The following is a 14,414-nucleotide window of genomic DNA, read 5'->3' as shown; positions in this document are numbered from 1 at the left end:
GATCATACGCTAATTTGTGATAAAAAAATGCTTAAGTAAACCGCAATTAATCTTCAATATCGGATAGGGCTAAGCCATAAATACCAAGACGATATTGAAGCTGAGGCGGCGACTACGTCTGAAAATTAAAGACGACGGCCTTCATCCTATCGCTCCGCGGACGGCTACGCCTATTGAACAGGCTCCGCCCTGTTAGTTAAAGCGAAAAGCGAAGCGTCACCTGACCGCCATGGAGGGTGGAAATGTCGGTTATGTAGGGAATATAACCGACCCACCTTCATCTTCGCTGCACAAGAAAAATGATTTTAACTAAACGACTATCGCCCTTGTTTCTCGCTTAGAAAAGTAATTCATCGTCTCACCATAGATCACATGCCTCAGCCCCAACAAAGCAATCAGGTTAGGAATAGCCATCAAGCCATTTACGGTATCGGCAAGCAGCCAGATCATATCTAATTGAATAAATGCACCGACTGCAATCAGAAACAGAAACAAGCCTTGATACAACCTAAGGCCTCTATCACCCACGAGATAATACCAACAGCGCTCACCATAGTAGTGCCAGCCCAAAATAGTGGTAAATGCAAAGCACACTAAAGCAATAGTCACTACATATTGACCAACAATAGGTGAGCTACCCGCCATAAAAGCGGCACTAGTCATAGCGGCTCCTGCGGCATCACCACTCCAAACACCTGTAATGATTAATACTAAGCCAGTCATGGTACAGATGATGATGGTATCGAAAAAGGTGCCCGTCATACTCACTAAGCCTTGCTCAACAGGCTCGTCAGTTTTCGCAGCGGCTGCGGCAATTGGCGCACTCCCCAGCCCAGCCTCATTGGAAAATACCCCTCTGGCAATACCAATTTGCAGTGCTTGAGCAACGGTAGCCCCCAAAAATCCCCCCGCAGCTGAGATAGGCGTAAAAGCTGAGGTTAGTACCAAGTCAAATGCTGGTATAATTTGCTCACTAAAGCTAAACAGTATGCCTAAGCAGGCAAGGATATAAGCCAGTGCCATACTAGGCACTAACCTTTTAGCCACATTGGCGATACGTGTCACCCCACCGAGTGTTACTGCAGCTACCAGCAGAGTTAATACTACTGCCGTCACCCAAGCTGGTACTTGAAAAGCTATGGTCATGGCATCACTGATGGCATTGACTTGAGCGAACGTACCTATGCCAAAAAAAGCGACCGCTACACCGAAGATGGCAAATACCTTTGCCAACCAGCTCAGCCCTAACCCACGCTCTATATAGTACATAGGGCCGCCAGCAATCTGACCTCTAGCATCTGTAGTGCGATATTTCACCGCTAACATACATTCGGCGTACTTAGTTGCCATGCCAAAGAATGCCGCCAGCCACATCCAAAACAGCGCACCTGGGCCACCAATTTTGATGGCAGTTGCAACACCGACAATATTTCCGGTGCCTATAGTGGCCGAAAGGGCGGTACAGAGTGCAGCAAAAGAGGACAGATCTCCCTTACCAGTGGCGGGTTTAAACAGAAGTTTCAGGGCAAACGGTAAGTACAACACCTGAATGAGCTTTAATCTTATGGTGAGATATAGACCAGTACCTACCAGTAAGCAGAGGGTAATTGGCCCCCAAACTAAGGCATTAATTTCAACTAGAAGTGATTCAAAATTCATTGCAGTTCTCGATTATTATACAGCTTAAATAATAAACGGAAGTGAACAAGAAATGGCTGTAACGCGCCGCAGCCGGACGCAACACAAAGCCTTATTTAGCGAGCGCTAAACAAACTTTATAAAGACAAACGACAGGACTATGCAGTCATCCTCTCCTCTGTCCTTTTGCCTGAGCGTTTCGCAACTAAATGAAGTATTCACTTAGTCACTTTCGCCTTCGGCGCCGTAATACATTTAAAACTAACGAGTATTATCTGTTTACGATCTCTCCAGAGGCTCGTCCAGTAACAGTCCTCACCAATAAATATTGGCACCTGAAAGAGTGGTTTAGCGATTTTACAATCAGCTAAACTTGCCTCGTCGGTGTGGGGTGACTCCCCACTCTCCTGCTACCTTCATCCGAACGGATTGCTAAAACAGAGATAAGCGCTGCTTTAGCGGTCGCACAGCATGCATGATTGCTATAAAGCCAACAAGCGGTCTGATCACAGTTTTATCATCCATTACTTAATTGGGGATTTTTCAAACAAAACAGTCAACAGGAATTAGAAGCATGGAATGAATATAAAAAGAGCGCGAATAATAACTACCCACGCTCTGACTACTTAGCCATTTAAAACAATGAAGTGATATCGTTTAGAAGTTACGCTTGCTCAAAATCGGTTCGATAACTCTCATAGTCTGCAACCATCGCTTTGGCTTGCTCAGCATCATAGGGACGCAGGCCACTCATCACCAGTGTTTTAAGTCCTGTCCCCACTAAGGCTCCGTCACTATGAAGCTCAAACTTTAGGGTCACATCACCACGTTTGCCATCGATTTTCAGCTCTTGCTCAACCAGTGACAGGCTTACTTGGTCAAAATCTAATGTCGTCAGATCAAATGACATGCTTTCATAGATAACCAAGGGACGTTTCGGATTAATCATCATCTGATGCTGCTGCATCATAGGCACTAGAACATGGGTAAAGTTGTGGCCCGAAAAGGAGACGTAGCTACGAATAAATGACTCAAGTTGAGTTTCACATCGGCTCACTTCACCATGACGCTCAACGTCAAGATAAAGCTTATCTTTATCGTCTCTAATCTCGAACTTATCGGTTACTTCGTCTGGAAACTGCAGTTCAACACCCGCTCCCACCATACCGGTAAAGTTAAAAGCCATCTTCTGGCTTAAACCGTACTGACCTAACACCAGAGAAAAAAGAAGATCGCCAGGAACACAGAAACGCTTAGCCCCAACACTATGAATAGGGTTAAAGTCTTGCGCAATTCCCTTAGCAAAATTACTGGCCTGAATAGGCGTTACTGATACAGACTGATTTTCTTTTTTAAAATAAGGCTTTAGAAACATATCTTCTCTAATGTTATATCGGTATTTCAAATTTGAGCACATTCTATATCAGTTAAGCTCAAACACTCACCCGATGACTTCCTTTATCTAGCTATCAGGCTATTTGAGTTCGTGTTAACAAATGTAAAGAAATTGAGCGTTAAGTTAGTTTTAATAAAGAAAGATTAAGATTCGCCGCAGAAATGAGAATAACTCCTACTTAGATTACCAATATCGGTTAATTAGGGTTATCTCGAGTGTTGTAGTGCAACGGAGAATCTATGTCACACCCTAAATCTTTATCGCTTAGCTTACTTTCAACTGCGCTGTTAACTGCGTTATCTGCTCCAGTGTTTGCGCAAAATAGCCAAGATGAAACACTCGCCCCTATGGAACAAATAACCATATTCGGTAAGAACAATCCTCTCAATACCGTACCAGGCAGTGGTCACCAGATCACCGAAGCTGAGCTGGAAACCTTCAAATACACAGATATCATGCGTACGCTTTCAAGTGTTCCTGGGGTGTATATTCAAGAGGAAGATGGCTATGGGCTTAGACCAAATATCGGCATGCGCGGGACAGGTCAAAACCGCACAGAGAAGCTAACTATCATGGAAGATGGTGTGATTGCAGCGCCAGCACCCTACGCTTCACCAGCTGCTTACTACTTCCCGACCTCAGGCAGAATGCAATCGGTCGAAGTATTAAAAGGCAGCTCAACAGTCAAATACGGCCCACGAACGACTGGCGGCGTTATTAATATGCTGTCTCGTCAAATTCCTGAAGAGGAGTTGGCTGGTAAACTTGATGTGGCAGCAGGACAGGACGGATTTGGCAAGCTACATGCTTATGCTGGCGGACAAGGGGAACGCGTTGGTGGCGTTGTCGACCTTTATCGTTATCAAGCTGATGGCTTCAAAGATATCAATGGTGTAGGTGGTGATACAGGTTTTGTTAAAAATGATGCCCTAGCCAAAATCAGTATCCGCTCAGCAAAAGATGCTAAGTTTCAGCAAGTTGTTGAGTTTAAACTTAAGTATTCAGACGAACGTTCAAATGAAACCTACATGGGTCTCACTGATGAAGACTACCAGAGCTCACCTTATACTCGTTACTCAGCATCTCAAAAAGATGTAATGAATACTGAGCATAAGCAGTTTCAGGTTAACCATATTATAGATTTTAGTGACAGCCTAACGTTAGGGACAACAGCTTACTACAACGACTTTGCACGTAACTGGTACAAGGCAGATAAGGTTGATGGTTTAAAGCTAAGCAAAGGTGGTGTTGAAGCGGCATCCGCTTTTGATAAAAACCCTAGCTCAGAGCCTATGGATGTGCGTGTCAAAGCCAACAACCGCGCTTATATCTCTCAAGGTATTCAAACTGAACTGAACTGGTATTTAGACAGCCATGAGATTGCCTTCGGTGCTCGCTACCACGAAGATGAGATGGACAGATATCAGTGGGCAGATCATTACGACTTAGATGCAAATCAAGTCATGACTCTTACTGAAAGTGGTACGCCAGGTAGCGACTCAAACCGTATTGACAGCGCGGAAGCTTTAGCGCTTTACGTACAAGATAAAATGACATTCGGTGATTTTAATATCACTGCTGGCATTCGCTATGAAGATGTCAAAACGAATCGAACTGATTGGGGTAAAGAGAACGCAGGACGTGATGGTACACCGGAAAAGGATATCAGCAACAGCTTCTCAGCTGTGCTGCCTTCATTCTCTGTAACCTATCAGATCAATGATGAATTATTGGTCCTTGCTGGTGTTCAAAAAGGCTTCTCACCTGCCGCTCCAGGCAATGCCGATCGTCAAGAAGAGGAGAGCTGGAACTATGAAACAGGCGCACGTTATAACGCTGGTGCCTTAAGTTCTGAAGCCATCTTCTTCTACAGTGATTACAGTAATATGCACGGAAACTGTACTGCAGCTCAAGGTTGTGATGATGAGAATATTGGCGACCAATACAATGGTGGTGAAGTCGATGTTAAGGGACTTGAATTAAGCTTAGGATATAGCTTCAACCATGATGGCGATATCAGCTTCCCAGTAAAACTGGCTTATACCTATACCGATGCGCAGTTTGCAAATAGTTTCGAGTCTGACTTTGATCCATGGGGCGACGTAGTCGAAGGCGACAAACTCCCTTACCTGCCTGAAAATATGTTATTCGCATCTGCAGGTGTGGCCGGTGCTAGCTGGGAGCTCACTTTAGCAGCCCGCTATACTGACGATATTCGCACTACCGCAGGTCAAGGTGATATTGCCTCGGATGAGCTTATCGAAGCAAAAACTGTTGTCGACCTTTCTGGCCGTTACTTTATCTCAGAGGAGCAGGAGCTTTACTTAACTGCTGAGAACTTGTTCGATGAAAAGTATGTCACCTCAAAGGTCTATGGCTCAAATTTTGTCGGTAAACCTATGACTGTCACCGTTGGCTATTCGTACAAGTTTTAAACAAACCTGTTATGAGTATATCCCTATGATTTATATAGGTATATGTTAGATGATATTCACACATAGCGATATCGTTCATAAAAAGCACAACTTTTATCGAAACAGATAAAAAATTTACACTTTAATAAGGCGAGCCATTGGCTCGCCTTTTTTTCTTTAATTTGTGGTTATCCCTTTAATTTACAAAGTAAATACCCTCGCTAGCATGTTTTAAACCTTCCTCTATACTATTTACGAATCATTTACATTTGTTGATCTTTATCAAAAACCAAATGATAATAGTTTGCATTATTGAAACCAGTTACATAAAATCGCCACAAATTTAATAACCCTTATATAACAACAGGGAAGAGAATGATGATGAAGAAAACGATAATTGCTAGTGCATTGTTTGGCATCTTAGCCTCACAGACTGCTTTCGCATCTGATGAGACTGCTGAACTACGCAAAATCATTGAACAACAACAGAAAGTGCTTAAAGATCTTGAAAAGCGCCTCGATGAAACTGAAAAGCGTGTCGAAAAAACTGCAGACGTAGTTGAAGAAACAGCGAGCTCTTCTAAAAGTGCTACGACTATCGGTGGTTATGGTGAACTTCACTACAATAACATTACCGATAACAAGTCTGGCAGCGATAAGAAAGCCATCGACTTCCACCGTTTTGTTCTATTTATCGGTCATGAATTTACTGAAAGTACTCGTTTCTTCTCAGAAGTTGAGCTAGAGCATTCACTATCTGGCGATGGAAAGCCTGGTGAAGTAGAGCTTGAGCAAGCTTATATTGAGCATGATTTCAACGAGATGTTTACCGGTAAAGCAGGTCTATTCCTTATGCCAGTGGGTATCATTAACGAAACTCACGAGCCACCAGCATTTTACGGTGTTGAGCGTAACCCAGTTGAGAAGAACATTCTTCCAGCCACTTGGTGGGAAGCTGGTGCTGCACTAAATGTTAAAGCTGCGCCTGGTTTGGCTTTCGACGGTACCATCACTTCAGGCTTGAAGGTTGATACTGACGGTAGTAAAGCTTACAACATCCGTAGCGGTCGTCAGAAAGTTGCTAAGGCTGATGCTTCAGATCTTGCTTACACTGCACGTGCTAAATACACAGCTGTGCCTGGTTTAGAGCTTGCAGCTACTGCACAATACCAATCTGATATTACTCAAGGTGCAGGCGATGTTGATACAGCATCATCAGTTCTTCTTACTGCACACGCTATCTACAGCATTCAAGGCTTTACAGTTAAAGCCCTTTACGCACAGTGGGATATCGATGGTTCAGAAGCTGAAGCACTTGGTCGTGATGAGCAAAATGGTTGGTATGTAGAGCCTTCATACCGCTTCAATGATAGCTTTGGACTATTCGCCCGTTACAACGAATACGACAATGAAGCTGGCAACAGCGATGACACTAAAGTAACTCAAACCAATGTAGGTGTTAATTACTGGCTACATGAAAACGTGGTTTTCAAGGCTGATTATGAAACACTTGGTGGTTCAAAAGACGCTGATGGATTTAACCTAGGTGTAGGTTACCAGTTCTAAGTAGCCCCTTCTGAGCATTTAGCCCAGTTATGAGTGCCCTTTTTAGGGCACTCATCTATATTTTAACTAGTCACATTTCACTCTTCTTGCATCGAGTCTTTTATGAAGCAGCTCTCTCTCCTCATTGCTACTGTTACGTTGCTTTTCAGCGCAACCTTTAGCGTCAATCTTGCAGCTAAAAGTGTCTTTCAAGAGCCTGAAGATTTTATCAGCCAAGCCTTCAACGCCCCAGCGCCTAAAGCCAAAGTATTCTGGATAGATGATGAGGCCCAAGACGTTATCGAACAGATCCTTGCCCATAAATTTAGAAAAATGCGTTTGAGATACTGGCAGCAAGAATCTGAGACAGTCTGGATATTAGAAGAGATTGGCAAAGAGTCCCCTATTACTGTCGGCATTCATATTAAACATCAAGCTATAGCCCAGACCAAAGTGCTGGTATATAGAGAAAGTCGTGGTGATGAAGTTAGACATGACTTCTTTACTGATCAATTTAAATCGGCCAAACTAAAAGACGATCTAAAGTTAGATCAGCATATTGATGGCATAACAGGGGCAACTCTGTCAGTCAGAGCATTAACAAAATTATCTCGCATAGCATTATGGCTCGATGCCTACGTCACTAAAAGTTAAGCAAATGTTTGGCTGTGATGCAGGAGGCAAGTCCAACAAGACACACTAAGATAAGAAGAATGACTCAAAATCACCGCAGCATACATAAAGCTAGTCTCAAGCGAAAACGTCACAAGACACACCTAGGGAAACGGTTAGCAAAACAGCTGCGCCCATGGCATAGACGACTTGGGATCTTCTGCGCCATCTTTATTATCTTAATGGCGACTTCTGGAGTAGTCATAAATCACAGTAACCAACTAACAGTAGACACAGCCAGTGTTGAGCAAAAGTGGCTACTTGATTATTACGGTATCAAACCTCCCGCAAACATCTCTATTTATCAAACGACCCCAAATAACATTGCAAGTTCAGATAACCTTATCTGGATAAATCAACAACTGGCTGTAGAAGGCGACTCTGATATCAAAGGCATAGTCTCCGTGGGTAATATGTTTGTCGCCGTCGACAGTAACCAACTTTATATACTATCCAAAGATGGCGAGCTGATGGAGAAACAAGATACCTCCATGGGCTTACCCAGAGGCATAGAAGCTATTGGGGTAGAATCAAGGGCTATCGAAGCGACTGAAAGTCGAGGTCAAATTTGGCTCAAGGCGCAAGGTGGTTACTTTATGGCGGATGATGATCTTATCGAATGGACGCAAGCGATGCCCTTCGCCCCAATCCCTTGGGCAGCCCCAATCACTACCGAACAAGCGAGCAAAAGCAGCCAAGATATCTCACTGATGGCTCGTTCAAGCCACCTCACTTGGGAACGTGTATTACTCGATGTCCACAGCGGCCGCTTCTTCGGCAGCCTAGGCCCTTGGTTTATGGATCTCGTTGCGCTTTCGCTGATCGTTATGGCTATATCAGGGATCTACCTCTGGCAACAGGGAAAGCCTAAGAAGAAAGGAGCAAGTGCAAGAAACTAAAAACGAGCTTTAAATTACTGGAATGATTTGCATTCGGAGATAACCTTATATGAATAACGAACTATGCACATAAGGTTACTCTAATAATAATGACCTAAATCTAAGCTATTTATTCGAAAGGGTAGCCTTCTATATTCTCAAGCCATAGGGTCACATTTTCTTCCTCATCACCGCTAGCTTTAACACCAAACTTTATATCTAAAAATCCGTTATTATTCATATCTTCTACCCCGAGAAAATCAGGAGAGGAGATTCCGTTATATGGCATAGAAGTGATCAATACTCTCTTGTCAGAATTAGAGAGATTATACGTATAGTAAAACCAGCCTGGCGTTGCAGTAATGGCACTGTAATAATTATGATGTTCAGTAAAAGAGTCTTGCTGGTTATCTTGATTAACATCAACTTGAGTTACTGTTTTATAATAATAATAAAAAATGTCCGAATAATAATTATCTAGCATTTCAGTGCTTGGCTCACCGCTTTGATCTAAGCTTAAATGCAATTTAAATTCAGGCAGTGTTATGTCGTACAAGCCAGTCTCATAAGCAGTTTCCCCTACCCACTCCAAAGCAGAGTTGCCATTAAGATCTTCTTGAAATATAGAGTAAAAGTTTTCAGGAAATACAGTTGAACTCGTATAGTTATCTTTAATGACAGCCAATTTTTTTATCCTAGGAGCAGATCCAGGGAAGGCACCAAGCTGAATTGACTCTTTGGTTATCAGCAATAACTCTTTTTCAGCCGGCAATCCATTTAAATCACTTAGGACGAGGTCTTCGATACTACATTCAGAACACTCGTTGAATACGAATGAATTTTCTAGCGTGAGCTCAGCCTCAAAAATGTCAAAAACACTCACTTTAGGAATGTGATGAGCCACTCCTGAGGTGATATAAGCCATGGAGAGTTTATTATTTTCTTCAACAAAATCAATATCATAGGAAATTTCAGGCAAATCAAAAAGTCCCCTCTGAGTAAAACCTTGGCTTAAGTCATCGAAGACTAAAGCTGCAATGGTATTTGCCTCGGATGGAGAGGTGATATTTCCACCTGATTTAACCGCCAACACCAATTCTGGGATGCCACTATTGTCGAGATCTACAAGTACTGCCCCATCAGTATTGTATTGATTATCTACCAATACAGATTCGTTATAAACTAGATCACCTGAAGCGCTAAGATCTGTTAGGTAGAAATATAACTTGTCACCAAAGCTACAGAACACATCATCGATACCATCTTGATTATAATCATAATACTTCTTAACTGTTGTTTCACGGCTTAAGCAATTATCCACTGCTTCTACATAATTTCGATTCGAAGTACTAGGCACAGATTCTTTAACTGGTGCCCCCGAAGCAGCAACATTGTGTACAGCCCAAGCAGTCACTTTTTCAATTGGCTGAACCGTAATAGTCTTGTTAAAGCTAATAGGAGTACTTTCATTTTCAACAGTAAGCGTTATGACTAAATCTTCAGTGATCCCCTCCCCCCGAATACGTTCAGGCTCTGCATTTGGATCGAACTCCTCAGTAAGCTCCTTAGCGGCAAAAAAACGAACTCGATTAGCAGAAATACTCGTTAATGGGTAATCAGAACCCTCACTAATCTCCCAGCTGTAATTCACATCTTCAGAAGCAATATTTAGCAGCTTAGCTTCAGTATCAACATAACGCAGTGAAATGGCATCAAAGGGGTGAGTAAAATTCACATCAAGGGCTGGCACGGTAAAACTCGATGATTTTGATGCTTGATTTCCATGACTGTCTGTAGCCGTTAGAGAAACCGTATATTCTGTATCAAGGTGGGTAAGTGGAATTTGGTAACTTAGCTCATCGACATCAGTAAGTTCCATTTTAAAACCTGAATCTGCACTTAACTGCCACAGCAATGAGACACTATCACCTTCAGGGTCTATAACTTTAGATGTAATTGAAATAGCTTCAAGAGATAGCGCTGATGTTGGCGCTTGCAACTCTATCACTGGTGCAAGGTTTTTCTCTTCGGAATTATCATCCCCTCCCGAGCAGCCAATTAAAGCAAAGCTAACTCCAGATAAAATAAACCCATAAATTTTCAGCATGTTATGATTCCATTCTTAACTAAGTTACACTGAATAATATATAACCAACAATTTTAAATCAACATTTACCATCACAATTTAATTCATATTTACTGTTTCAAATTGCATCAATAAAACCTCTATAAAAAAACAAAAAATAAGCACTATTAGGTATTAAATGGTAAGGTTTCTCATAGAGATTACTCAGTTATTTAGCACACCGCATAACCGATAAGCTATTTAATCGGGTAAACCTATTGCCCTCCCCTTAAATTGTATTGCTCCCTATCAGATTGGTTAATAGCCGTAATACAGGTAGTGATTTAGTGAGCTCAACGACTATATACATTCAGAAGAATAATACCAATACAACTTATTAAGCTCCCCCTGACTATAGGCTCATAAATTTCTGAAATTAAAAAACTCTATTAACCTGTGGTAAAAATAAAGCTTCCTGCATGTTTAGCTCGTAAAAAAGTTAGCTATACATCTGAATCAACCGCTTGTAATAGCCAATAAACTCAAATCAAAGAGATGAATAACCTGATGTAGATGCGGCTGTGGGCTCCAGTTGCAAGGTGAGATATCACTCAGTGATACTCTTCGAACTAGAGATAGGGATATCGAACAGGCTCTTAAATATGAAAGTTGTTTGAAGCCATAGCACGCCCAGGGATGGGTTCTCTGAATAAAGAACTAGTATACCTAGAGATCACATGCACTTAAGGCCACTCATTCACATCTGACCCATAGGGATATGGGACATGTCTTGAGATGCCGGGAGCATCTCAGACCTTGTGATCGTGACATTCGTAAATCCATTTACAGCACCTGCTGCAGGCAATTGATAACAACGAAGTTGTGCGTACCTGAAACATATCAGGTACCAATAACAGCCAAATGAACCGAAAGCTAAAAGATATTTAGGGGATTGTTATCTGACAACCCCCGTCACTTTCCCTTAAGTAATTAACCGCCTGTAATCTTCTGCCACCAAGACAGTGGCTCACCGCAATTCTTGGCTGGGCGGTAGCTACCAGACAGGGCTGGTAGTGCAATGGTGTTATCACAACCAGCTTCCATCGCTTTACCTGTTGTACGGTCAAAGTGGCCATTGACGACCCCATTGACGGGTGTGCGCCTTAAGCTAATCGGAGGGCGGTTCTGGAGGAAGTCTTGATAGACCGCCATGGCACCATTACTGCCATAAAGTCCTGTTTTGCCGTTATCATCACGCCCCATCCAAACAGCAGCAACATTTCGCTCATCAAAGCCTGCGAACCAAGAGTCGCGGGTATCGTTACTGGTACCGGTTTTTCCCGCAAGCGTTGCCCTAGGGAATGCCTGACCTAAACGCGAAGCGGTTCCCGACTCGACCACTTGAGTCATGGCGTATTGCACTAAGAAGTTGGTGGCAGGATCGATCGCTTGACTCTGAGGCACACGCTTAACTGGCAATGGATTGTTGTCCTTATCTAATACTGCGGTAATAGAGGCAAGTTGTCGGTAGCGACCATTATCAGCAATAGTTTGATACACCTGAGCCACCATCAATGGGGAGCCATTTATCGCGCCAAGTAGCATTGATGGATACTCTGAAATCTTGTCACGCCAACCTGCCTTATCCAGTGTGGTTGCAACACTGCTGACACCGATTGCCATACCTAAATTAACCGTTGGTACATTCATCGACTTCTTAAAGCCTGTCAGCAAGGGCACTTCACCGCGGAATTTTCTATCGACATTTTGAGGTGACCAGGTTTTCCCTTGACCGTTTTTAAGCGTAATAGGCTTATCTTTTAGTGGCGTGGCTAGCGTATATTTATCTCCTTGCCCCAGCGCAGTGGCATAGACAAAGGGTTTCATTAATGAACCGATAGGACGACGTATCTCAACCGCGCGATTAAAGCCTTTATACCCAGGCGATTTATCACCGACCATGGCGGCAATGCCAGCATTGACCTTATCCGTTAACACCATGCCCACTTGAAGATCTTTATCATTTTTACCTAGGCGAGCCATCACTTTCTTCACTGACTTTTCAGCCGCTTCTTGTGCCATAGGATCAAGAGTGGTGTATACCTTGATACCAGATTGGCTCAATAAAGAGTCGCCAAAACGTCGAGTAAGCTCATGCTTCACTACAGCAAAAAATGCTGGTAATTTCTGATGCACAGGTTTATCAGACTTACGTAACCCCAAAGGAGACTCTGCAGCAGCTTGATACTGGGCAACAGAGATCTTCTCTCCTTCCAGTAATAACCTTAATACTAAGTCGCGACGGCTTTGCGCACGCTCAGGGGAGCGCCACGGATTGTAGTAGGATGGACCTTTAATCACTGCAACCAAAAACGCCTGTTGCGATAAGGTCAACTCAGCGATGGGTCTGCCAAAGTAAAACTGAGAAGCTAGCCCCATACCATGTACACCACGCGCCTTATCTTGTCCCATATACACTTCATTGAGGTAGGCTTCTAAGATTTCATCTTTCTCATATCTAAAGTCGATAATCATCGCCATCATAGCTTCACGTGCTTTACGGATCAGCGAGCGCTCACTTGAAAGAAAAAAGTTCTTTGCCAATTGCTGTGTCAAGGTAGACCCACCTTGAACGGTACGCCCAGCACTGATATTGACCATTAAGGCACGAACAATTGCAAATGGGTTAATGCCGTGGTGCTCATAAAAGCTTCTATCTTCGACAAGAATTAACGCATCTATGATTGAAGATGGCATCTTATCTTTATCAACAAATAATCTGTCCTCACCATCCCCTGTAATAATGCGATCTAACAGCACAGGTTCTAGGTGAAAAACGGCCAATTGACGTTGATCTTGCGCACGTGACACAGCACTCACACCTTGCGAATCAAAACTGATCATCACTCGCTGCTCAGCCTGGTCCCCTTTAGGGTGTAGGAAGGGACGGCGCCAAAGGTCGACTTTAGTTTTGGAAGCTGAAAATTCTCCCACCTGTCTTGGATTCGCGACTTTACGATAGCCAAGCAGTTTGAGCTCGGAGATCAACTGACCATGGCTCACTGCAGCTCCAGGATAAAGCGCCATTGAGCGACTAAATACCTGCGCCGGAAGGTGCCATTTTTGCCCCTCAAATTTTCGAGCAATGATCTGATCTAAATAGATGCAATAGATGGTCACGGCGGCGATAACAATAATGCTAAGCTTCCAGCCTATCGACCAGATTTTACGTCCCCAGCCAGATGACTTTTTACGAGAGCTCGCTTTTATAGCTGACTTAGCCTTACTCTTTGTTGCAGTACTTGCTCGCTTCGCCCCAGCTTTAGTCACTTTTTTAGGCACGGCTTTCTTTACTGTCTCTTTCTTTGTCATCTTAATTCCGATAAATCTATTATTACTTGCAGTGTTCTGCCTTACGTCTCAACGTTAGGTCTTTGCGCTTAGTGTTTTTTTCTTAGTGAACTTTGTCGGTAAAGTGTTAGCCGGATCATCGGGCCACAGATCGTTTGCATCGTTGAATTGTATAATCAATTGACTCTGAATAGCCTTAATTAAAATTCTTTTACAGCAATGAATTACAGTCAAAATATATAACTCACTCTTACCCAAATAATTGACTTCGCCCCTATAGGAATAAATTGACATAAAGCAGTCAGGTATCAGCTAAATAAAATCAACTATTGACACCAAACTTTGCTAGTTCTCGCTCCATGTTATCAATTTGATCAAGTAACAGTACCTCACGTGCGAGCGCATTATGTAGTTTGTTCTCAGTCAAGTCCAATTGAACCCGAAGGCTCTCTACC

8 protein-coding genes and 2 riboswitches are annotated in these 14,414 nt (G+C 42.9%); of the genes, 4 read left to right on the top strand and 4 right to left on the bottom strand.

Annotated features, from left to right (window positions below):
* Window positions 1-309 precede the first annotated feature (309 nt).
* Entirely contained in the window at window positions 310-1,659 is a 1,350-nt protein-coding gene (locus BM736_RS23215) for a sodium:alanine symporter family protein (RefSeq protein ID WP_076416663.1), read from the bottom strand.
* 147 nt (window positions 1,660-1,806) lie between these two features.
* A riboswitch (glycine riboswitch) is annotated at window positions 1,807-1,942 on the bottom strand.
* Window positions 1,943-1,953: 11 nt separating this feature from the next.
* A riboswitch (glycine riboswitch) is annotated at window positions 1,954-2,058 on the bottom strand.
* A 244-nt stretch (window positions 2,059-2,302) separates the two neighbouring features.
* Complete coding sequence (locus BM736_RS23210) at window positions 2,303-3,013, bottom strand: DUF3581 domain-containing protein (RefSeq protein ID WP_076416662.1); 711 nt, start codon at window positions 3,011-3,013, stop codon at window positions 2,303-2,305.
* Between the two features lie 260 nt (window positions 3,014-3,273).
* On the opposite strand from BM736_RS23210, the gene BM736_RS23205 reads away from it, so the two are divergent.
* The 4 genes from BM736_RS23205 to BM736_RS23190 all read left to right on the top strand — a co-directional run bounded on the left by BM736_RS23205 (window position 3,274) and on the right by BM736_RS23190 (window position 8,564).
* On the top strand, window positions 3,274-5,469 hold the full coding sequence (locus tag BM736_RS23205) for a TonB-dependent receptor domain-containing protein (RefSeq protein WP_076416661.1): 2,196 nt from the start codon (window positions 3,274-3,276) through the stop codon (window positions 5,467-5,469).
* A gap of 354 nt (window positions 5,470-5,823) precedes the next feature.
* The gene (locus BM736_RS23200) at window positions 5,824-7,014 is read left to right on the top strand and encodes a porin (RefSeq protein WP_076416660.1); all 1,191 of its coding nucleotides are present in this window, start codon (window positions 5,824-5,826) and stop codon (window positions 7,012-7,014) included.
* 102 nt (window positions 7,015-7,116) lie between these two features.
* Window positions 7,117-7,647, top strand: coding sequence for an FMN-binding protein (locus BM736_RS23195; protein WP_076416659.1), 531 nt, complete (start codon window positions 7,117-7,119; stop codon window positions 7,645-7,647).
* 59 nt (window positions 7,648-7,706) lie between these two features.
* Window positions 7,707-8,564: a PepSY-associated TM helix domain-containing protein gene (locus BM736_RS23190; RefSeq protein WP_076416658.1), complete on the top strand. Its 858-nt coding sequence runs from the start codon at window positions 7,707-7,709 to the stop codon at window positions 8,562-8,564.
* 109 nt (window positions 8,565-8,673) lie between these two features.
* On the opposite strand, the gene BM736_RS23185 is transcribed toward BM736_RS23190, so the two are convergent.
* Together BM736_RS23185 and mrcB are read right to left on the bottom strand one after the other, a co-directional pair.
* The gene (locus BM736_RS23185; RefSeq protein ID WP_076416657.1) at window positions 8,674-10,650 is read right to left on the bottom strand and encodes a VCBS repeat-containing protein; all 1,977 of its coding nucleotides are present in this window, start codon (window positions 10,648-10,650) and stop codon (window positions 8,674-8,676) included.
* 948 nt (window positions 10,651-11,598) lie between these two features.
* Window positions 11,599-13,980, bottom strand: a complete 2,382-nt coding sequence (gene mrcB, locus BM736_RS23180; protein ID WP_083700508.1) for a penicillin-binding protein 1B — start codon at window positions 13,978-13,980, stop codon at window positions 11,599-11,601.
* Window positions 13,981-14,414 lie beyond the last annotated feature (434 nt).

This window comes from Shewanella sp. UCD-KL12, from assembly GCF_001957125.1.
In the GTDB taxonomy this organism is placed as follows: Bacteria; Pseudomonadota; Gammaproteobacteria; order Enterobacterales; family Shewanellaceae; genus Shewanella.
Note: the sequence above shows the minus strand (reverse complement) of the source record. Positions and strands in the feature narration are given on the sequence as shown.